The following is a 20,356-nucleotide window of genomic DNA, read 5'->3' as shown; positions in this document are numbered from 1 at the left end:
CGGTCCGGAGACCCGTTGTACTCGCTGTTTCGCCACCGGCCGACGACGTGTCTGTCCACACGACACCCGACGACGGAACACAGGTGAGACCACCCATGCCGAAGAAGGCACCCGGGCCGAAGGCCCGCTGGACCGCTGCCCGCAAGGCGGAGGCCCGCAAGGCCGCGAAGAAGCCGCACCGCGGCCAGGGCCCGACGAGCAGCCGCCCGACCGACACCGAGCGACCCAAGCGCCCCCGCGCCGAGCGCTCCGCCCGCTGGGACCGCGAGGACCCCCGCCGCGGCGGCGCGCCGGGCCGGGAGGACCGGCGGCGCGACGAGCGCCGGTCGGACGACCGCACCTGGGGAGACCGGCGCCCGGACGACCGCCGCCGCGACGACCGCACCTGGGACGGGCGGCGTGGGGACGACCGCCCGCGAGTTGAGCGTCCGGAGCGCCGCGAGCGCTCCGACCGTCGCGAGGACCGCCGGCGCGACGGCGAGCGTCCCCGGCACACGCAGCGGCCGCACGACGGACGCCCGCGTCGAGAGCGCGGCGAGCGGCCGGTCCGCGACCGCGGCCCTCGCGTCGCCGACCCCGCACGCCGCGACCGGCACGAGGGGCGCCACGCCGACCGCGGGTGGGACGACGAGCGGCCGATGAGCTTCGAGGAGGCCGAGGCCGAGCGTGCCGAGGCCGACACCTGGACCACCTACCGCTCCACCGCGGCGGGTGGGCCGCGAGAGGTCACCGCCGACAACGGGTTCGCCGCACTCGGGCTGCCCGAGCGCCTCGTCGAGCGGCTGGCCCGCGACGGCATCACCGACCCGTTCCCCATCCAGCGGGCCACCGTCGCCGACGCACTCGCGGGGCGGGACGTGCTCGGCCGGGCCCGGACCGGCTCGGGCAAGACGCTGGCGTTCGGCCTGCCGACCGTCGCCCGGCTCGCCGACGGCGCTCGTCCGGCCCCCCGCCGTCCCCGCGCGCTCGTCCTCGTCCCGACGCGTGAGCTCGCGATGCAGGTGAGCGACGCCCTGGAGCCGTTCGTGCACGTCACCGGGCTGCGGCACCGGCTGGTCGCCGGTGGGCTGTCCTACGAGGGCCAGATCAAGGCGCTCGAGCGCGGCGTCCACCTGCTCGTCGCCACGCCGGGGCGCCTCGTCGACCTCATGGAGCGCGGCGCCGTCGAGCTGGGGGACGTGGAGGTCGCCGTCCTCGACGAGGCGGACCACATGGCCGACATGGGCTTCGTCCCCGAGGTGACCCGGATCCTCGACGCGGTCCCCGAGGGCGGCCAGCGGCTGCTCTTCTCGGCGACGCTCGACCGTGGCGTCGACACCCTCGTCGAGCGCTACCTCGTCGACCCGGTGACGCACTCCACCGACGAGGCCCAGGCCACGGTGTCGACGATGAGCCACCACGTGCTCCTCGTCGCGCCGCACGACAAGAAGGCGCTCACCGCCGAGCTCGCCGGCCGCGAGGGACGCACCGTGGTCTTCGCCCGCACCCAGCTCGGCACCGACCGGATCGCCCGGGAGTTGCGCGAGCGCGGCGTCCTCGCGGCGGCGCTGCACGGCGGACTGTCGCAGAACGTGCGTAACCGCGTCCTCGGGGCGTTCCGGGACGGCCGGGTGCCGGTGCTCGTCGCGACGGACGTCGCGGCGCGCGGCATCCACGTCGACGACATCGGCCTCGTCGTCCAGGTCGACCCTCCGAAGGACCACAAGGACTACCTCCATCGGGCCGGGCGCACCGCGCGGGCCGGCGAGCAGGGCGTCGTCGTCATGCTCGCACTCCCGCACCAGCGTCGGATGACGACCCGGATCATCGAGGGTGCCGGCGCCGAGGCGCAGACCACGTCCGTCGTTCCCGGCGACGCCGCGGTCCGGGCCCTGGGTGGCCGGGCCCCGAGCGGGGTCCCGGTCCCGGACGAGGTGTGGAAGCCTGTCGTCGAGGGCGACCCGCGCCGGGGCCGCGCTGGCGGGCGGGGACAGCGCCGAGGCGCACCCCGGTCCGGCCGTCGGGACGGTGGCCGTGGTCGTTCGTCGAGTGCCGGACGCGGCAGCGGGCGCGGGGGCAGAATGGGCGGGTGAGTGCCGAGTTCGTGACGGGGAGGCTCCTCGTCGCGACCCCGCAGATCGAGGCCGGGGTCTTCCGTCGCTCGGTCGTGCTCGTCCTCCACCACGCGGACGACGGTGCTCAGGGGATCGTCCTCAACCGGCCCGTCGAGGCCGAGATCAACAGCGTGCTGCCCGGCTGGCAGGCTCACGCGAGCCATCCGGCGACGATGTTCCAGGGTGGCCCGGTCCAGCTCGACTCCGCCCTCGGGCTGGTCGCCGTCCCGGGAGACTCCCCGGAGCCGGCGGGGGTGCGCCGGCTCTTCGGTGCGGTCGCGCTCGTCGACCTCGACACCCCGCCGATCCTCGTCGCGGCGGAGGTGTCCGGGCTGCGGATCTTCGCCGGGTACGCGGGCTGGTCACCGGGCCAGCTCGAGGAGGAGGTCGCGACCGGCTCGTGGTTCGTCGTCGACGCCGAGAGCGGCGATGCCTTCAGCGCAGAGCCCGAGGGCCTGTGGCAGAGGGTCCTGCGTCGGCAGCGGGAACCGCTGCGGTGGTACGCGTGGTTCCCGCCCGAACCCGAGCACAACTGAGCACCCGGCGTACGCTCGGGGCATGAGCGAGACCACCCCGCAGGAGCCGGGGGCCCCGGGCGGCCCCGAGGGCCCGGACGGCCCGCAGACCCAGACGGCAGTCCTCGAGCGCACCGAGACCGTTCCAGAGGTCGCCGAGCCGGGCGACCACGAGCGCTTCGCCCATTACGTGCGCAAGGAGAAGATCGTCGAGAGCGCGGTGACCGGCGAGCCCGTCACCGCGCTCTGCGGCAAGGTGTGGGTGCCCGGCCGCAACCCCGACCGCTTCCCGGTGTGCCCCATGTGCAAGGAGATCTACGAGGGGCTGCGCGCACCTCAGGACGGCGGCGAGTGACGCAGGTCACGGTCTCCGCCCTCCATCCTTGACGAAGCCTGACGCGGCCCTGACCCGTCCTTGACGTCGGGGGAGTACGAGCCGGCAGGTCTTACCCAACCCTGACGGCCGGCAGACCCCACCGACCCCACTCGGCGCCTACCGTCCTTGCGGAGCCTGGCCGAACCGGCCGGGTGAGACCCACCGGAAGGACGCTCATGCGTACTCGATCCCTGACGGCCCTGGCCGCGCTCACCCTCGGTGTCGCCGGGTCCGTGCTGCCCCTCGCCCCCGCACAGGCCCGCACCGCCGCCGGTTCGGCGAGCGTCGACGCCGAGTGCACGACCCACTCCGACGCCGTCGGCGGCCGCGCCGACGGGCAGCGGCGCGACCCCCACGAGCTGAGCGACGCCCAGGCCGCCGCCATGGACCAGGCCCTCAAGCGGGCGATGAGCGCCCAGGGCGTGTCGGTCGCCTCGAACGGGAAGGTGATGACCGAGGGCAAGGCGGGAAGCGCCGCGGCGTTCGCGAGTGCCACCGTGCCGGTGTACTGGCACACGATCACCGACGGCTCCAGGGGCCAGCTGTCCTCGGCCGAGATCAACAGCCAGATCAGTGTCCTCAACTCGGCGTACTCCGGTACCGGGTTCTCGTTCTCGCTCGTCTCCACCGACTCGACGAACAACCCGAGCTGGTACAACGGCATCACGAACGGCTCGAGCGCCGAGCGTCAGATGAAGAACGCCCTGCACGAGGGCGGCAAGGACGCCCTGAACATCTACACCGCGGACCTCGGGGACGACCTCCTCGGCTGGGCGACCTTCCCGAAGTCGAGCGTCGACCCGATGGACGGTGTCGTCCTGCTCGACGAGAGCCTTCCCGGTGGTAGCGCGACGAACTACAACCGGGGCGACACGGGGACCCACGAGGTCGGCCACTGGCTCGGGCTGTACCACACGTTCCAGGGCGGCTGTAACGGTCAGGGTGACTACGTGAGCGACACCCCTGCCGAGGCGTCCCCGGCGTACGGCTGCCCGACCGGGCGCGACTCGTGCCGGCGGCAGAGCGGGGTCGACCCGATCCACAACTTCATGGACTACACGTACGACGCCTGCATGTACGAGTTCACGGCTGGGCAGACCACCCGGATGCAGTCGGCGTGGACGACGTACCGAGCGTCCTGAGCACACCGGCGGAGCCTCGTTCCCGCTAGCACATGCCGAAGGCCCCCGCGAGTTTCGCGGGGGCCTTCGGCATGTCGTCGCGGCGCCGCCTATCGTGGCCAGCGCCCATGAGTACCTCTGCCGCCGGACACCTGCCACCCGCCTACCCGGAGCGGGCCGCGTGGGGTACCGCGGCGAAGCTGCGGGCGTGGCAGGAGGAGGCTCTCGCGGCCTACCTGCGCGGTGAGGCGCGCGACTTCCTCGCGGTCGCCACGCCGGGTGCGGGCAAGACCACCTACGCGCTGCGGATCGCCACCGAGCTCCTCGACCGCGGTGTCGTCCGGGCGGTCACGGTCGTGGCCCCCACGGAGCACCTGAAGACCCAGTGGGCCGATGCGGCCGGGCGCGTGGGCATCCAGCTCAACCCGGCGTTCTCGAACTCCGCGGGGGTGCAGTCGAGCGAGTACGACGGCGTGGCAGTCACCTACGCCCAGGTGGCGGCCAACCCCGCCCTGCACCGCCGCCGCACCGAGACCGAGCCGACGCTCGTCATCCTCGACGAGATCCACCACGGCGGTGACGCGCGCTCGTGGGGCGACGGCATCCGTGAGGCCTTCACCCCGGCGACGCGGCGCCTGGCCCTCACCGGCACCCCGTTCCGCTCGGACACCAACCCGATCCCGTTCGTGCGCTACGAGATGGACCACGACGGCGTCCTCCGCTCGGCGTCCGACTTCACCTACGGCTACGCGGCCGCACTGCGCGACGGCGTCGTCCGCCCCGTGCTGTTCCTCGCCTACGGCGGGGCCATGCGCTGGCGCACCAAGGCCGGGGACGAGGTCGCCGCCCGTCTCGGGGAGCCCCTGACCAAGGACCAGACCGCGCACGCCTGGCGCACGGCGCTCGACCCCAAGGGCGAGTGGGTCCCGGCCGTGCTCGCTGCCGCCGACAAGCGGCTCTCCGAGGTGCGGCGGCACGTCCCGGACGCCGGTGGCCTGGTCATCGCCTCGAACCAGACCTCGGCCCGTGCCTACGCCCGGATCCTCGAGGCGGTGACCGGTGAGGCCGCGGCCGTCGTCCTCTCCGACGACGCCGGGGCGAGCGCGCGCATCGAGCAGTTCGCGAACGACGAGTCCCGGTGGATGGTCGCGGTCCGGATGGTGTCCGAGGGCGTCGACGTCCCGCGGCTCGCCGTCGGGGTCTACGCCACGTCGACCTCGACCCCACTGTTCTTCGCCCAGGCGGTCGGACGCTTCGTGCGGGCCCGCAAGCGGGGCGAGACGGCCTCGGTGTTCCTCCCCTCCGTGCCCGTGATCCTGCAGCTCGCCGCGACGATGGAGGAGGAGCGCGACCACGCCCTCGACCGACCGTCCGCAGCCGACCACGAGGGCTCGATCTGGGCCGAGGAGGAGGGGATGCTCGCCGCCGCCAACCGCACCGAGCGCACCACCGGCCTCGAGGACGAGAGCCGCTTCGAGGCGCTGGAGTCCGACGCGCACTTCGACCACGTCCTCTTCGACGCCAAGCAGTACGGGCTGCACGCCGAGGCCGGCTCCGAGGAGGAGCAGGACTATCTCGGCCTACCGGGGCTGCTCGAGCCCGACCAGGTCGCGCTGCTGCTGCACGAGCGGCAGACGAAGCAGGCGAGCAGCGGCCGGGCCCGTCCGCAGCCGGGCGCCCCGACGCCCGTCGCGGCCCATCGTGCCCTTGCCGCCCAGCGCAAGGAGCTCAACAAGCTCGTCGCGGCGTACTCCTCGAAGACGGGAACCCCGCACGCGACCATCCACCTGGACCTCCGGCGGTCGTGTGGTGGCCCCGAGCTCGCGAGTGCCACCGGGGAGCAGGTGCAGGAGCGGGTCGCGACGATCCGCCGCTGGTTCGTCGGCCGGCGCTGAGCCGGGCCGGGACCGACCGACGCCGGCCGGTCTGCCGCCGGCTACGTCTCGTCCCCCGCTGCCGCTGTCTCGACGAGCGGGCCCGTGCGGTGGGCCAGGTGGGTCACGAGGCAGATCGCGGTGTTGGCGCGGAGGACGTGCACGTCGTCGATGATCTCGTCGATGACCCGGCCGAGGTCGGCGTTGTCACGGGCGGCGACCCGCACGACGAGGTCGCCCACCCCGGTGATCGAGTGGATCTCGAGCACCTCCGGGATGGCCGACAGATGTGCGACGACCGGAGCGTGGCCCTGGCGCTGGCGGATCTCGAGGGTGCAGAACGCGGTGACCGGGTAGCCGAGCGCATCCGGGTCGACCTGGGGGGCGAAGGAGGCGATGACGCCCCGTTCCTGCAGCCGGTCGAGCCGCGCCTGCACGGTGCCCCGGGCCACACCGAGGCGCCGCGAGGCTCCCAGCACCCCCACGTGCGGGTCCTCGGTGAACAGGGCGATGATCCGGGCGTCCAAGGCGTCTACGCCGACGTGTCGTGCCATGGTCACATCGTCCAGTGGGAACCCACCTCCTGGCAACACCGTGCGCATCGTGACCACCGGGTCATGGCGTGGTTGCACACCGACACCCTGCGTCGGACAGTGGCGCCATGACTGACACGACGACGACGTCCGCCGGCCATGCCGACCTCACCGAGCAGGAGCGCCACGCCGAGCTCGACCTCGCGCAGCTCAAGCAGCTCGTCGGCCTCGTCGAGTACGACGAGAGCACCGACCCGTTCCCCGTCACCGGCTGGGACGCCATCGTCTTCGTCGTCGGCAACGCCACCCAGACCGCGCACTACTACCAGAGCGCGTGGGGGATGGAGCTCGTCGCGTACGCCGGCCCCGAGACCGGCACCCGGGACCACAAGTCGTTCGTCCTGCGTTCGGGCTCGATCCGGTTCGTCGTCCGGGGCGCGGTCACCCCCGACAGCCCGCTCGTCGCCCACCACGCCGCCCACGGCGACGGCGTCGTCGACATCGCCCTCGAGGTCCCGGACGTCAACGTCTGCGTCGAGCAGGCCCGTCGCGCCGGCGCCACCGTCCTCCAGGAGCCCGAGACGCTCTCCGACGAGCACGGCACCGTCCGCGTCGCCTCGATCGCCACGTACGGCGAGACCCGCCACAGCCTCGTGCAGCGCGTCGTCGACGGGACGACCTACGCCGGCCCCTACCTGCCCGGCCACCAGCCCGCGGAGTCGACCTTCGTCAAGCGCGAGGGCGCCCCGAAGCGGCTCTTCCAGGCGCTCGACCACGTCGTCGGCAACGTCGAGCTCGGGAAGATGGACGAGTGGGTGGCGTTCTACAACCGCGTCATGGGGTTCGTGAACATGGCCGAGTTCGTCGGTGACGACATCGCCACGGACTACTCGGCGCTGATGTCCAAGGTCGTCGCCAACGGCAACCACCGGGTGAAGTTCCCGCTCAACGAGCCGGCGGTCGCGCAGAAGAAGAGCCAGATCGACGAGTACCTGGAGTTCTACGGCGGGCCCGGTGCCCAGCACCTCGCCCTCGCGACGAACGACATCCTCCGCACCGTCGACGAGCTGCGGAAGGAGGGCGTGGAGTTCCTCGCGACCCCCGACGCGTACTACGAGGACCCCGAGCTGCGGGCCCGGATCGGCGAGGTGCGAGTGCCGATCGAGGAGCTGCAGCGGCGCGGCATCCTCGTGGACCGGGACGAGGACGGCTATCTCCTGCAGATCTTCACCCGCCCCCTCGGCGACCGCCCCACCGTGTTCTTCGAGATCATCGAGCGGCACGGCTCGCTCGGCTTCGGGAAGGGCAACTTCAAGGCCCTGTTCGAGTCGATCGAGCGCGAGCAGGAGAAGCGCGGCAACCTCTGACCGAGCCCGCGGCGCCACCCGGGTCGGACCCTCCGACCCGGGCGCCGTCGGGCGTGTGATGCTTGCCCCATGAGCGAGCCGACCACCCCGGGCTGGTACCCCGACCCCGAGGACGCCGACCAGCTGCGGTACTTCGACGGGATCGTGTGGACCGCCCACCGCACCCCGCTGCGCTCGCCCACGGCCGGGGCCTCGACCATCGGACGCGCTCCCGAGGTCCCCGACCCGGCCGTCTCGGCCCGGGCGCACGGTGGCACCGCGCAGCCCGGCGCCGGTCCCGCCGGGTACCCGTGGCAGCAGGCCCCCGCCGGCGCGACGACGGACGACGGGGCCCCGCTCGCCGAGTGGTGGCGTCGCCTGCTCGGCCGGCTGGTCGACCTCTTCCTCACGAACATCGTCGCCGGGCTCCTCTCGCTGCCCTTCCTCACGGACTACCTCGAGGCCTTCGAGGGCTACCTCCAGGCCGTCCTGCGCGGTGAGAGCCCCGACGTCACTCCGCTGCAGAACGCCCTCGAGGGTGCGGTGCTGCCGGTGACGCTCATCGGCCTCGCCGTGTCGCTCCTCTACGAGACCGCGTTCCTCGTGTGGCGTGCGGCCACACCCGGGAAGATGCTCCTCGGGACGGTCGTGCGACCGGCCGACGCACCGGGCCGGATCTCGTGGGGCGTGGCGATGCGCCGGCAGGCCATCCGCGTGCTCACCGGGCTCAGTGCGCTGAACCCGGTCCTCAACCTGCTCGGCAGGGTGCTGTGGGTCGTCGACCCGGCCTGGCTGCTGTACGACCCGAAACGGCAGACGCTGCACGACAAGGTGGCCGAGACGGTCGTGGTGCGCCGATGAGCGAGCCGCTGCCGGACGGGATGTCGGCCGAGGTCGCCGACCTCGCCGGCCGCCTCTTCGACCTCGCCCGCGCCGGGGCCCCCGAGCTGCTCTCCTACGTGGACGCCGGGGCACCGGTCGACCTGACCAACGGGTCGGGGGACACGCTCGTCATGCTCGCGGCGTACCACGGTCATCCGCTCCTGGTGCGCGGTCTCGTCGAGCGTGGGGCGGATGCGGACCGTGCCAACCTGCGTGGCCAGGTGCCCCTCGCGGGTGCGGTGTTCAAGGGCGAACACGAGGTCGTCCACGCGCTCGTCGAGGCCGGCGCCGACCCGGACGCCGGGACGCCGACCGCCCGGGAGGCGGCGACGATGTTCGCGCCCGAGCTCCTCGACCTGTTGCCGCCGTCCGCGCCGGACCGCGGCGCTTGACGCCGGCTCAGCGCGCGGGGCGGACCGTCCCGACGCACTCGCCGAAGCCGACCGGCCGGGCGTCCGGACCTGGCGCGGTGGCGCGCAGCACGACCGTGTCGCCGTCCTCGAGGAACGTGCGCTCGCTGCCGTCGTCGAGGGTCACGGCGTCCCGGCCGCTCCACGTGAGCTCGAGGAAGCAGCCGCGCTGCCTGGGCTCGGGGCCCGAGATCGTCCCGGAGCCGAAGAGGTCACCCGGCCTCACCGTGGCACCGTTGACGGTCAGGTGCGCGAGCATCTGGGCGGGGGACCAGTACATGTCGCGGAACTCGGGGCGTGAGACGACGGTGCCGTTCCACTCGACCTCGACGTGGATGTCGAGGCCGTACGCGCCGTCCCCCTGCAGGTAGGGGAGCGGCTCGGGGTCCTGACCGGGGAGCGGGACGCGGGCCGCGCGCAGCGCGTCGGTGGTGACGACCCACGGGCCGACGCTCGTCGCGAACGACTTGCCGAGGAACGGGCCCAGCGGCACGTACTCCCACGCCTGGAGGTCCCGCGCTGACCAGTCGTTGAGCAGGACGACGCCGAAGAGGTGGTCGTCCGCGTCCGCGACGGCCACCCGGTCGCCGAGCGCGGTCGCCCCGCCGACGACGAACCCGAGCTCGGCCTCGATGTCGAGCCGGGTGCTCGGCCCGAACGTGGGTGTGGGCTCGGACGGGGGCTTGCGCTGGCCGGTCGGCCGGACGACGTCGGTACCGGAGACCACCACCGTGCCGGCGCGGCCGTGGTAGCCGATCGGGAGGTGCCTCCAGTTCGGGGTGAGTGGCTCGGAGTCGGGGCGGAACATCCGGCCGACGTTGGACGCGTGGTGCTCGCTGGCGTAGAAGTCGACGTAGTCGGCGACGGCGAACGGCAGGTGCATCGTCACGTCCCGCACCGGCACGAGGTCGGGCTCGACGCAGTCCCGCTGCGCCTCGTTCGCCAGGTGCTCCTGCAGCCAGTCCCGAGCGGCGGTCCAGGCCGGGCGGCCCTCGGCGAGGAAGGCGTCCAGGCTGCCGTCGCGCCAGACCGCGGCGGACTCCATCCCGGCACGCTCGGCGCAGGCGGCGAGGTCGAGGACGTGGTCGCCGACGCGGACGCCGACCCGATGCTCTCCGTCGGGCCCGACGGAGAAGACGCCGTAGGGGAGGTTGTGCAGGCCGAAGGGATGGTCGTCGGGCAGGTCGAGCCAGGTCATGGCCGGTCCAGCGCGCGGAGCGTCTCCGGGGTCTGCGACGACATGGCGCCAACCTATCGCGGGTCGGACCGGCGTAGTCTGCGGCGATGAGCGACGCACCGCGGACGACCTACGTGCTCGTCGACGGAGAGAACATCGACGCGACGCTCGGCACCTCCATCCTCGGGCGCCGGCCGCGGCCCGAGGAGCGTCCGCGGTGGGAGCGGCTGCTGGAGTTCGCCCGGACCCGGTGGGGCCAGCCGGCCGTCGGGCTGTTCTTCCTCGCGGCGGGCACCGAGCTGCCGATGTCGTTCGTCCAGGCGCTGCTCGCCCTCGGCTACCGGCCGGTGCCGCTGTCCGGGGGCGCGGACGAGAAGGTCGTCGACATCGGCATCCAACGGACTCTGACCGAGCTCGGCGGTCGGGAGGCCGACGTGCTGCTCGTCAGCAACGACGGCGACTTCCTCGAGGAGGTCGAGGCGCTGCTGGACGGACGCCGGGTCGGTATCGTCGGGTTCACGGAGTTCCGCAACAGCGCGTTCCTGCGGTCCGTGGAGCGGGGGCTGGAGGCGTTCGACCTCGAGTACGACGTCCGTGCGTTCAACGAGCGGCTCCCGCGCGTGCGGGTCATCCCGATCGACGAGTTCGACCCCGCCGAGTTCCTCTGAGCGGGCGGCTGCTCCTGCCGCCCGCCGAGGTGTCGTGCTGTGGGAGAATGGACGGAGAGCCTCGGCGCACCGGTTGCGACCGAGGCTCTGTCGTATGACCCTCCTTCCGCATCGCCCAGGCCTCCTGGACCCCATCCTCGTGCGGCCCGCCACCACGTCGGACCACCTCGCACTCCGTCGCCTATGGCACTCGTTCCGATGCCACATGTCGAGGTTCACCCGCGAGCTGCCCTCCTCCGAAGGGACGTACCGCTCCGGACGGCTCGAACGGGCCCTCGACGCATCCCTGCCGGAGACGCGGGCGTGGCTCGTGCTCACGGGGCCGCATCCCGTCGGCCTGGCGGTCACCCGGGACCTCGACCGGCCGGTGCGGGTCCTGAGCGCCCTGTTCCTCGTGGCGCCCGTCCGTGGACGCGACCTCGGCCACGACGTCGCGCGGACGGTGCTGGAGTCCGCTCCGGGGTGGTGGGCGGTCGCCTACCAGCAGGAGAACCGGGCCGCAGCCGCGTTCTGGCCGTCGGTGGCCGCGACGTTCGACGCCGGGTGGCGCAGGGAGCTGCGGTCATCGCCCAGCCGCCCGGACCTGCCGCCGGACACCTGGGTGACGTTCGGGGTGGGCGCCGGGTCCCATGGTCCAAACGATCGGTGAGGGTCCGTGCGCCGCTGCAAGTGAGGGCGCTGCCCGCCGGGCAAGGCCTGGGCCCAGGTGCGGCGGGCGGGGAGTCGGGCCTCGAGGGGTGTGTCGGTGGTCGCGCCTAGAGTCGTGGGCACAGGGAAAGGGGGATCGTCATGGGGACGCAGGTGACACCGTGCGCGGAGGCGCCGTCGGAGGCCGACCCGTGCCGTCCCGCGGCGCGGGTGCAGGAGTTCCGGCAGTGGCTCGCGACCGTGGACGCCGACGCCCTCGACGACCACGAGCGGGTCGGGCTGGTCAGCGAGCTCGAGCGGGTCAAGGGAGCGGCGAGCGCAGCGCAGGCCCGGACCACCGTCGTGCTGCGCCGCTCGCACGAGGAGGCGCTGCCCCAGGACGCGGCCGGGTCGGTGGGGTCGCAGGTGGCGTTGGCTCGTCGGGAGTCCCCGACCCTCGGGGACCGCTTCGTCGGGATGTCGGACGCGCTCGTGCACGAGATGCCCGAGACGATGGCCGCCCTCGAGCGCGGCGAGGCGGGGGAGCGGCACGCCGTCGAGCTGGTCCGCGAGACCGCCACGCTGAGCCGCGAGCACCGGGCCGAGGTCGACCGCCGGGTCGGCCCGCACCTGGCGGGGCTGTCCTGGCGCGCCGCACGGCGGGCGGCGCGGCGGGTGGCCGCCGAGCTCGACGCCGCCGGCGTCGTTCGGCGGATGGAGCAGGCGGTGTCCGCACGGCGGGTGACCGTACGGCCGGCGCCCGACGGCATGGCGTACCTCACCGTTCTCGGCCCGCTGCGGCACGTCGTCGGCGCACACGCCGCGATGCAGGCCAAGGCCAAGGCTGTCGTCGCCGGCCGGGTGGCGGACGAGACGCCCGACGGCAGAGGTGTGGGTGCGGTCGCCGCCGACACCGCGCTTCGGCTGCTGTCGGGGAGGGAACCGGGGCAGGTCCAACCTGTCGAGGTGCAGCTCGTCATGACCGACCGGTCGCTGCTCGGCACGGGCGACGACGGGCGAGACGTCATGGAGCCGGCGCGCCTCCCCGGGCACGGCCCGGTGCCGGCGCCGGTGGCTCGCGCCTGGGTCCGTGACGCTGCACCTGCATCGGTGTGGCTGCGGCGGCTGTACACGGGCCCGGACGGGCGCGACCTTGTGGCGATGGACTCACGACGCCGGACCTTCGGCGGTCTGCTGCGGCGGATGCTCGTGCTCCGCGACGACGTGTGCGCGACACCGTGGTGCGACGCCCCGATCGCGCACGCCGACCACGCCCACCCCGCCCGACACGACGGCGGGACCAGCTTCGAGAACGGCTCGGGCACCTGCGCGCGCTGCAACCAGGTCAAGGAGGCCCCGCGCTGGCGGGTCCACGTGGTTCGTGGCTCCCCGCGCGAGATCGAGGTCCGTACCCCGACGGGGCACCGGTACCGCTCCGCCGCGCCACCACTCCTCGGGTGGGGCACCGACCCTCCCTCGCGTCTCGAGCAGCGGCTCTCCGACCTGCTCGCGGCCGCCTGACCCCACCGGCCGGCGTCGGACGGGTGGCTCAGACGCGGCCGCGGACCGGAGCGCGCTCGACGTCGTCGCCACCGTCCTCGGGCATCGTCATCTCGGCACGCACCCCGAGCAGCCGCACCTCCCTGCCCTCCTCGAGATGGTCCGCGAGCAGCGCCTGGACGGCGTCGTGCACCCGTGCGGCCTCGCAGGTCGACGCGGGGAGCTTGCGGCTGCGGTTCACCGTGACGAACGGGGCGTAGCGGATCTTCACCCCGACCCGCTCGACCGGCCGACCCTCGCGCGCGACATCGGCCAGCACCTGGTCGGTGAGCACGCGCACGGCCTCCGCGACCGCGGTGGCCGAGGTCAGGTTCTCCTGGTACGTCGTCTCGCGGCTGTGGCTGCGCGCCACCCACGGCGCGTCGTCGACCTCCGCGCTGCCCTCCCCGCGACCGAGCGACCCGTACCACGGCCCCATCCGCGGCCCGAACTCGCCGACGAGCACCTCGGGGTCGGCCGCGGCCAGCTCGTCGACCGTGCGCACTCCCCATCGCTCCAAGCGCGCGGCCACCCGCGACCCGACGCCCCACAGGGCCGTCGTCGGCCGGTGCCCCATGACCTGCCGCCAGTTCTCGGCGGTGAGCCGGAAGACCCCGCGCGGCTTGCCGAGGTCGGTGGCGATCTTCGCGCGCACCCGGGTGTCCCCGACACCCACCGAGCAGTGCAGCCGGGTCGCCTCGAGGACCGTTGCCTGGATGCGCCGCGCGAGGTCCTCCGGGTCGTCGGTCTCTCCGCCGACGAACATCTCGTCCCACCCGAGGACCTCGACGACGAGGCCGAGCCCCCCGACGGCGGCGACGACCTGCTCGGACGCCGCGAGGTAGTGCGGCCCGTCGACGGGCAGGAAGAGCGCGTCCGGGGCCTTGCGCGCGGCGACCCGCAGCGGCATCCCCGAGCGCACTCCGCGCTCGCGCGCCTCGTACGACGCCGTCGAGACGACGGCACGCTCCGTGGTGTCCCCGCGACCGCCGACGACGACCTCACGGCCCGCGAGCTCGGGGTGGCGGAGGACCTCGACGGCCGCGATGAACTGGTCGAGGTCGACGTGGAGGACGAACGGGAAGGCCCTGGCCACGGCTAGGTCACGGGAACAGGTGGGTGCGCACAGTCAGCGCTGGGTGTCCTCGGGGAGCGGCGTCCGGGCGGCGTCCTCGACCCGCTCGTTCTCACGGGTGCCACGGCGCTTGGCGTCCTTGACGAGGGCGCGTGCCAACCGGACGGTGGACGAAGGGAGCCGGAACATCCCACCCTGCTGGGTTGTCGCGGTCATGTGGCCTCCTCCTGCTCGACACCGCCATTGTCCCCCGGAGAGAGCGCGAGGTCCACCTCTTCGGGCTCATCGGCGTTCCCGACGAGCTGCTGACCGAGCCGCAGCCGGGCGATCCGCAGGGCCAGGGCACGGTCGTCCGCGCTCCCGAGGTCGGAGTCGATGAGGTCGGCCAGGAGCTCGTCCCCGATCTGTTGCTCGGCGTCGTCGTCGGAGGTCAGGAGGTCGATGGCGCGGTCGAGACGCACCCGCCACTCACCGCGGGCGTCCTGGCGCTGGCCCCGTAGCGCGACCCACGACGCGGCGCTCGCGCCGACGAGGGCGCCGACGAAGGAGAAGAGCGCGTCGAGCCAGTCCATGCCACCCATCGTCGCGGACCGTCCCGACACCCGCGCGGTGGGGGCAGAGGCGTCCGTCGGCTGGTCGTCCCTGCCGACGTCCGGTGAGCAGAATGTCCGGTCGACCGCGGACCGGCGTGGACACTCCTGACCACCCTGACCCGGCGCCACCGGACAGGGATGCCAGTGTCCGCCCACCGGCCTAGGGTGAGCGCAGGGCCCGATCGGGCCGCCGACCCCGACCACAGCGAGGTGGACGAGCACCGTGGCGCACTACCAGGCGATGGGCAGCATCCCGCCGAAGCGGCACACCCAGCACCGCCGCCCGGCCGGCCGCGGGAAGCAGGGCGAGCTCTACTACGAGGAGCTCATGGGGGAGGAGGGGTTCAGCAGCGACTCCAGCCTCCTCTACCACCGCAACATCCCGTCGACGATCGCCGCCGCCCGGGAGTGGACCCCCGGCGACCTCACGACGACCCCGAACCACCCCCTCCAGCCCCGCCACCTCCGGCTGCACGACCTCTTCGCCCCCAAGGACGTCAGGCACACCGACGTCGTCACCGGACGCCGGCTCGTCCTCGGCAACGGCGACGTACGCATCTCCTACGTCGTCGCCGGCGAGCCGAGCCCCTGGTACCGCAACGGCATCGGCGACGAGTGCGTCTACGTCGAGCGCGGCAAGGCCCGCGTCGAGACCGTCTTCGGCGCGTTCGACGTCGCGGAGGGCGACTACCTCGTCATCCCGCGGTCCACGACGCACCGGTGGCTCCCACGCCGCTCCGTCAAGGACCCGCTGCGTGCCTACTGCATCGAGGCGAACAGCCACATCGCCCCGCCGAAGCGTTACCTCAGCAAGTACGGCCAGCTCCTCGAGCACGCCCCGTACTGCGAGCGCGACCTGCGTGCGCCCCAGGGTCCGCTGCTCGCCGAGGACGTCGGTGCGAAGGCCGGCGACGAGAGCGAGGTCCACATCAAGCACCGGGGCAACGGCCCGGGAGGGATCGTCGGCACCGTGCACGAGCTTCCGTTCCACCCGCTCGACGTCGTCGGCTGGGACGGCTGCCTCTACCCGTACGCGTTCAACGTCCGGGACTACGAGCCGATCACCGGGCGCGTTCACCAGCCGCCGCCGGTCCACCAGGTCTTCGAGGGATGGAACTTCGTCATCTGCAACTTCGTGCCGCGCAAGGTCGACTACCACCCGCTCGCGATCCCGGTGCCGTACTACCACTCGAACGTCGACAGCGACGAGATCATGTTCTACGTCGACGGAGACTACGAGGCGCGCAAGGGCTCGGGCATCGGCAAGGGCTCGGTCTCGGTGCACCCGGGCGGGCACGCACACGGCCCACAGCCGGGGGCCACCGAGGCCTCGATCGGCGTCGAGGCCTTCGACGAGCTCGCCGTCATGGTCGACACCTTCCGCCCGCTCGAGCTCGGCGAGGGGGGCCGGGCGGTCGACGACGGCCGCTACGCCGGGTCGTGGAACCGGGGTCGCGGCTGACCTGTCGCCCCCTCCTATCCTGTAGGGCGTGTCGCTCGCACCCGTGACCGAGGAGGTCGTGACCCCCGAGGGGGACGTGGCTCCCGACACCCCCTGGGTCACCATCGTGTGGAACGACCCGGTGAACCTCATGTCGTACGTGACGTTCGTCCTCCAGCAGCACTTCGGGTACGAGCGGAAGAAGGCCGAGAAGCTCATGATGCAGGTCCACACCGAGGGCCGGGCGGTCGTCGCCAACGGGCCGCGGGAGGCCATGGAGGCCGACACCGAGGCCCTGCACGGGTACGGACTCTGGGCCACCTTCCAGAAGGACGCCTGATGGCCCGCGCCTTCCGTCGTCGGGGCCGGGGCGAGCACGTCCGCTACGTCGCGACGCTCGACGCCGACGAGCGCCAGGTGGTCGGTGGGCTCATGAACCAGGTCCGTGACCTCCTCGAGCCTCCCGAGGCGGTGGGCACGGGCGACGACGGGTTCGACGAGATCGTCGCGGGCCTCACCCTCGGTGGCGACGCCCCGGACCGCACCGAGCCCGAGGAGGAGCGCGACCCGGCCCTGGACCGTCTCCTGCCCAGCGCGAGCCGTGACGACGAGGCGGCGGCCGCGGAGTTCCGCCGGCTCACCGAGGGCGGTCTGCGGCATCGCAAGGCCGTGGCGCTCGCCGCCTCCGTGGCCGTCCTGGAGGTCGAGGACCACGTGGACCTCGACCCCGGGCAGGCGCACCAGTTCCTCACCGCCCTCACCGACGTCCGGCTCGTCCTCGGCGAACGGCTCGGGCTGCGTGACGACACCGACCTCGACACCCTCGAGGCGCTCGTCGACGGCCTGGACGCCGACCAGCCGCTCGTGCAGCTCGTCGCGCTGTACGACTTCACGACCTGGCTCCAGGAGACCCTCGCCTCCGCCCTCCTGGAGCGGTGAGGATGTTCCGCCGTGTCGGGGTGGCCGTCGGTGTCGCCCTCTCCGTCGCCCTCGCGCTGCTGCTGCTCTGGCCCGACGGCGAGGTCGTCCGTCGCGCCAACCTCGAGCTCTACCTCTTCTTCCTGCACCGCGGGGTCCCCCGGGCCGTGACACCCGAGTGGTACGCCACCGTCCTCAACGTGCTGATCTTCGTGCCGCCGGCCTGGCTCGGCGTGCGGCTCCTGCGCTGGCGGCCGCTGCTCGTCGTGGCCCTCCTCGGTGGTGCCAGTGCCGTCGTCGAGACCGTCCAGCTGGTCCCCGTGCTCCAGCGGAACGCGGACCTCGTCGACGTCCTGTGCAACACCGGCGGGGCACTGCTCGGGGCTCTGCTCGGGTCAGTCGGGCGCAGCAGGTCGGGTCTCGAGCAGGCCGGCAGCGACGAGCTGGTCGACGAACCCCACGACGTCGTCGGCGACGAGCTCCGCTGACACCCCGGTCGTGTGCGCGACCCGCTCCACGACCTCGTCGAGCGCCCCGCCGGGCACGGCCGCTCCCCAGACGACGGCGGCGGAGCCCTCGAGCACGAGCGGCGGGCCGTCGGGGACCCGAGCGACGTAGACCTTCTCGTCGTCGCCGACCCACGCGGCATGCCCCGACACCCGTAGCGTCGTCATCGCCGCACCCGGCGGCGCAGCCGCCCCCCGACGGCCCGGCAGCCGGCGGCGAGGCGCCGGAAGAACTCGGTCGCCACCTCGGGGCGGGACGGCTCGTGCCCGAGCCGCTGGCCCAGGTAGTAGCGGTTGACCGCGAGGGAGCGCACCGCGACCGACGCCTTCGCCCGGGTTCCTCGGGCGGCGCGCCAGCGGGCGCTCCACTCGTCGAGCCGGTCGCCGCCGGTGGTGAAGACCTCCCACAGGGCGGCGTCCGCGTGCCCGGCGTACGCGGCGAGCTCTCCCGTGGCCGCAGCCAGGGCGATGCGCGCGCCGGTGCGGTCGGCGAGGTCGAGGATGGCCGCCCGCTCGGCCTCGGTGCGGTCGTCCCAGTTCGGGGCGACGTCCGGGTGCTCGGCCACGGCTCGGGACCTGGCCGCGTGGAGCAGCAGGACGAGCGACTGGGCGATCGGCTCCGGCACGGGGCAGGGGACGTGGGCGATGTCCGCGTGGACCCGCTCGTCCCACAGCAGCGCGAAGACCGCCGTGGGGTCCCGGTCCATCCCCGGGTAGTGCCGGTGGACGTCGAGCAGTCCCCAGTCCGGGTGGTAGAGGTTCGCGGCATGGTCGAACGCCGACCCTGCGTCGAACGTCGTCTCGGTGCGCCAGCCGTGCTCGGCGAGGGCGGTCATGAGTCGTCCGACCCCGGACGGCCGGACGATGACGTCGACGTCGCTGCCGGTGCGCGGGCGGCCGCGCAGCGACGGGTCCACGGCCGGGCCCTTGATGTGCAGGAGGTCGACGCCGCAGCCCTCGGCGAGGCGCTGCACCGCGGCGTGCGCCAGCGCCACGCGGGCCTGGAGGGGGATGTCGGCGCCCTCGGACACGGGAGCACTCTAGGTCGCCCGTCGTCGCGGGGTCGGCCGGACGGCCGGTATGCGGCCGGACGGCCGGGACCGCGACCCCTCCGCGGATACGCTCGGGGGCACCCAGCGTCGCCCGCATCCGGCGGCGGCCCGTGCCGAGGACCTCGCGCTGTGACCCTGCTCGACTTCGTCCGCCTCACCCGTGCTCACATGCTGAGCCTGGTGTTCCTCACCCTCGTGGGTGGGGCGGTCGCGTACGGCCTCACGCTGCGGATGCCCGAGGTCTACGTGGCCGACGCCAGTGGCTACGTCCGGGTCGAGGGCACCGGCACCAGCACCGGCGACGGCATCGCAGCCACCTCGCTCGGGGGGTCCAAGGCCGACTCCTACCTGCCTCTCGTCACGAGCCGCGCGGTGGCGCAGCGGGTCATCGAGGAGACCGGGATCCAGGCCACGCCCGCGGCCGTCGCCGCCCGGGTGTCGGCGAGCGTCGCCGAGAGCTCGGTCATCATGAAGGTCCGGGCCACCGGCCCCAGCCCGGAGGAGTCCCGGGTCCTCGCGGACGCCCTCATCCGGGCCACGGCGACGGAGGCCAACCGGATCGAGACCTCCGGCGAGGCCGCGTCGGCCTCGATCGTCAGCATCGTCCCGATCGAGTCGGCGCTGCCCGGTGTGCAGATCGCTCCGAACCCGCGCCGCAACCTGATGATCGGCCTGGCCGTCGGCCTCGCCGTCGCCTACGGGCTCGTCTTCCTGCGCCGCCAGCTCGACACGCGGGTGCGCAGCTCCGACGACGTCGAGGCCGAGACCGGCGCGAGCGTCCTCGGGGTCGTGCCGATGACCAAGGAGCTCCGGGTGGCCCGCGGACGCGGTCGGCTCGACCGCCTGGGCATCGCCTCCGAGGCGTTCCGGCAGATCCGCACCAACCTGCGGTTCGTGGGTGTCGACGACCCGCCCCGCAGCATCGTCGTCACGAGCGCCAACGCGCACGAGGGCAAGTCGACGGTCTCCGCGACCCTCGCCCGGGTGCTCGGCGAGGCCGGGCAGAGCGTCGTCATCATCGACGCCGACCTGCGCCGACCGACGCTCGGCGACATCTTCGACGCGCAGGGCCGGGTCGGCCTCTCACACGTGCTGTCGGACCAGGTCGACCTCGCGGACGCGTTCCAGGCCACCGACCAGGAGAACGTCCGGCTGATCACCTCCGGACGGACCCCGCCGAACCCGAGCGAGCTGCTCGGGTCCGCTCGGATGCAGGAGCTCGTCCGCGAGCTGAGCGTGCACCACACCGTCATCCTCGACGCCCCGCCGCTCCTTCCGGTGACCGACGCCGGCGTCCTCGCCTCCAGCTGTGACGGCACGCTGCTCGTCTTCGCCGTGGGGCGCACCCACCGCGAGCAGGCCCGGCTCGTCGCGCGGACGATGGCCCAGGTCGGGGGGCGCGTGCTCGGCGTGGTCCTCAACATGGCACCGCGGGGCCGCGCCGCCGGCGTCATGTACGGGTACTCCTACGGTTACGCGGCCTACGGGTCGGACACGTCGACGCAGCGCAGGTACGCGTCCGCCACAACGGAGCCCGCGCACGGGGGCGGCGGCAAACAGCGGCGCATCCGCCGGGCCTCCTGAGGCCCGTCGCGACGGTCGGGTCGGTG

At 73.4% G+C, this 20,356-nt stretch carries 23 protein-coding genes; 16 read left to right on the top strand and 7 right to left on the bottom strand.

The window, feature by feature from the left end:
* The first annotated feature begins 95 nt into the window (after window positions 1-95).
* From JQN72_RS08820 to JQN72_RS08800, 5 genes are all read left to right on the top strand, one after another.
* On the top strand, window positions 96-2,072 hold the full coding sequence (locus JQN72_RS08820) for a DEAD/DEAH box helicase (protein ID WP_204134809.1): 1,977 nt from the start codon (window positions 96-98) through the stop codon (window positions 2,070-2,072).
* Window positions 2,069-2,629, top strand: a complete 561-nt coding sequence (locus JQN72_RS08815; protein WP_204134808.1) for a YqgE/AlgH family protein — start codon at window positions 2,069-2,071, stop codon at window positions 2,627-2,629. Before JQN72_RS08820 ends, JQN72_RS08815 begins: the two co-directional genes overlap by 4 nt.
* Window positions 2,630-2,651: 22 nt before the next feature.
* Entirely contained in the window at window positions 2,652-2,963 is a 312-nt protein-coding gene (locus JQN72_RS08810; protein ID WP_204134807.1) for a DUF3039 domain-containing protein, read from the top strand.
* Between the two features lie 197 nt (window positions 2,964-3,160).
* Entirely contained in the window at window positions 3,161-4,126 is a 966-nt protein-coding gene (locus JQN72_RS08805) for a zinc metalloprotease (RefSeq protein ID WP_204134806.1), read from the top strand.
* Window positions 4,127-4,233: 107 nt separating this feature from the next.
* Complete coding sequence (locus JQN72_RS08800; RefSeq protein WP_204134805.1) at window positions 4,234-6,000, top strand: DEAD/DEAH box helicase; 1,767 nt, start codon at window positions 4,234-4,236, stop codon at window positions 5,998-6,000.
* A 41-nt stretch (window positions 6,001-6,041) separates the two neighbouring features.
* Here the strand turns inward: JQN72_RS08800 and JQN72_RS08795 are convergent, their stop codons facing one another.
* On the bottom strand, window positions 6,042-6,533 hold the full coding sequence (locus JQN72_RS08795; protein ID WP_204134804.1) for an Lrp/AsnC family transcriptional regulator: 492 nt from the start codon (window positions 6,531-6,533) through the stop codon (window positions 6,042-6,044).
* Window positions 6,534-6,640: 107 nt separating this feature from the next.
* Between JQN72_RS08795 and hppD the strand changes: the two genes are divergently transcribed.
* From hppD to JQN72_RS08780, 3 genes are all read left to right on the top strand, one after another.
* Window positions 6,641-7,879, top strand: coding sequence for a 4-hydroxyphenylpyruvate dioxygenase (gene hppD / locus JQN72_RS08790; protein WP_204134803.1), 1,239 nt, complete (start codon window positions 6,641-6,643; stop codon window positions 7,877-7,879).
* Between the two features lie 69 nt (window positions 7,880-7,948).
* Entirely contained in the window at window positions 7,949-8,719 is a 771-nt protein-coding gene (locus JQN72_RS08785; protein WP_204134860.1) for an RDD family protein, read from the top strand.
* Window positions 8,716-9,132: an ankyrin repeat domain-containing protein gene (locus JQN72_RS08780; RefSeq protein WP_204134802.1), complete on the top strand. Its 417-nt coding sequence runs from the start codon at window positions 8,716-8,718 to the stop codon at window positions 9,130-9,132. Before JQN72_RS08785 ends, JQN72_RS08780 begins: the two co-directional genes overlap by 4 nt.
* 7 nt (window positions 9,133-9,139) lie before the next feature.
* On the opposite strand, the gene fahA is transcribed toward JQN72_RS08780, so the two are convergent.
* On the bottom strand, window positions 9,140-10,348 hold the full coding sequence (fahA, locus tag JQN72_RS08775) for a fumarylacetoacetase (RefSeq protein ID WP_204134801.1): 1,209 nt from the start codon (window positions 10,346-10,348) through the stop codon (window positions 9,140-9,142).
* 86 nt (window positions 10,349-10,434) lie between these two features.
* Between fahA and JQN72_RS08770 the strand changes: the two genes are divergently transcribed.
* The 3 genes from JQN72_RS08770 to JQN72_RS08760 all read left to right on the top strand — a co-directional run bounded on the left by JQN72_RS08770 (window position 10,435) and on the right by JQN72_RS08760 (window position 13,143).
* Window positions 10,435-10,995: an NYN domain-containing protein gene (locus JQN72_RS08770; RefSeq protein WP_204134800.1), complete on the top strand. Its 561-nt coding sequence runs from the start codon at window positions 10,435-10,437 to the stop codon at window positions 10,993-10,995.
* A gap of 205 nt (window positions 10,996-11,200) precedes the next feature.
* Window positions 11,201-11,644 carry a GNAT family N-acetyltransferase gene (locus JQN72_RS08765; protein ID WP_204134799.1) on the top strand — a complete coding sequence of 148 codons (444 nt, stop codon included), beginning with the start codon at window positions 11,201-11,203 and terminating at the stop codon, window positions 11,642-11,644.
* Window positions 11,645-11,784: 140 nt separating this feature from the next.
* Complete coding sequence (locus JQN72_RS08760) at window positions 11,785-13,143, top strand: HNH endonuclease (protein ID WP_204134798.1); 1,359 nt, start codon at window positions 11,785-11,787, stop codon at window positions 13,141-13,143.
* Window positions 13,144-13,171: 28 nt separating this feature from the next.
* On the opposite strand, the gene JQN72_RS08755 is transcribed toward JQN72_RS08760, so the two are convergent.
* From JQN72_RS08755 to JQN72_RS08745, 3 genes are read right to left on the bottom strand one after another with little or no spacing between them, the layout of a single operon-like run.
* Window positions 13,172-14,257, bottom strand: coding sequence for a DNA polymerase IV (locus JQN72_RS08755; protein ID WP_204134797.1), 1,086 nt, complete (start codon window positions 14,255-14,257; stop codon window positions 13,172-13,174).
* A 33-nt stretch (window positions 14,258-14,290) separates the two neighbouring features.
* Window positions 14,291-14,452 carry a hypothetical protein gene (locus JQN72_RS08750; protein WP_204134796.1) on the bottom strand — a complete coding sequence of 54 codons (162 nt, stop codon included), beginning with the start codon at window positions 14,450-14,452 and terminating at the stop codon, window positions 14,291-14,293.
* Window positions 14,449-14,808 carry a hypothetical protein gene (locus JQN72_RS08745; protein ID WP_204134795.1) on the bottom strand — a complete coding sequence of 120 codons (360 nt, stop codon included), beginning with the start codon at window positions 14,806-14,808 and terminating at the stop codon, window positions 14,449-14,451. Before JQN72_RS08745 ends, JQN72_RS08750 begins: the two co-directional genes overlap by 4 nt.
* Before the next feature lie 244 nt (window positions 14,809-15,052).
* Between JQN72_RS08745 and JQN72_RS08740 the strand changes: the two genes are divergently transcribed.
* From JQN72_RS08740 to JQN72_RS08725, 4 genes are read left to right on the top strand one after another with little or no spacing between them, the layout of a single operon-like run.
* Complete coding sequence (locus tag JQN72_RS08740) at window positions 15,053-16,291, top strand: homogentisate 1,2-dioxygenase (RefSeq protein WP_204134794.1); 1,239 nt, start codon at window positions 15,053-15,055, stop codon at window positions 16,289-16,291.
* A gap of 28 nt (window positions 16,292-16,319) precedes the next feature.
* Window positions 16,320-16,610, top strand: a complete 291-nt coding sequence (clpS, locus tag JQN72_RS08735) for an ATP-dependent Clp protease adapter ClpS (RefSeq protein ID WP_204134793.1) — start codon at window positions 16,320-16,322, stop codon at window positions 16,608-16,610.
* Window positions 16,610-17,209, top strand: a complete 600-nt coding sequence (locus JQN72_RS08730) for a DUF2017 family protein (RefSeq protein WP_204134792.1) — start codon at window positions 16,610-16,612, stop codon at window positions 17,207-17,209. Before clpS ends, JQN72_RS08730 begins: the two co-directional genes overlap by 1 nt.
* A gap of 2 nt (window positions 17,210-17,211) precedes the next feature.
* A complete protein-coding gene (locus JQN72_RS08725) occupies window positions 17,212-17,676 on the top strand; it encodes a VanZ family protein (protein WP_204134791.1) in 465 nt (154 codons plus the stop codon).
* On the opposite strand, the gene JQN72_RS08720 is transcribed toward JQN72_RS08725, so the two are convergent.
* The gene (locus tag JQN72_RS08720) at window positions 17,584-17,862 is read right to left on the bottom strand and encodes a PqqD family protein (protein ID WP_204134790.1); all 279 of its coding nucleotides are present in this window, start codon (window positions 17,860-17,862) and stop codon (window positions 17,584-17,586) included. The genes JQN72_RS08725 and JQN72_RS08720 overlap by 93 nt on opposite strands.
* The gene (locus JQN72_RS08715; RefSeq protein ID WP_204134789.1) at window positions 17,859-18,725 is read right to left on the bottom strand and encodes a nucleotidyltransferase family protein; all 867 of its coding nucleotides are present in this window, start codon (window positions 18,723-18,725) and stop codon (window positions 17,859-17,861) included. Before JQN72_RS08715 ends, JQN72_RS08720 begins: the two co-directional genes overlap by 4 nt.
* A 150-nt stretch (window positions 18,726-18,875) precedes the next feature.
* Here JQN72_RS08715 and JQN72_RS08710 point away from each other — a divergent pair, with 150 nt between their 5' ends.
* A complete protein-coding gene (locus tag JQN72_RS08710) occupies window positions 18,876-20,330 on the top strand; it encodes a polysaccharide biosynthesis tyrosine autokinase (RefSeq protein WP_204134788.1) in 1,455 nt (484 codons plus the stop codon).
* The last annotated feature ends 26 nt before the right edge of the window (window positions 20,331-20,356 follow it).

It is taken from the genome of Phycicoccus sp. CSK15P-2 (assembly GCF_016888005.1).
Classification (GTDB): Bacteria; Actinomycetota; Actinomycetes; order Actinomycetales; family Dermatophilaceae; genus Phycicoccus.
Note: the sequence above shows the minus strand (reverse complement) of the source record. Positions and strands in the feature narration are given on the sequence as shown.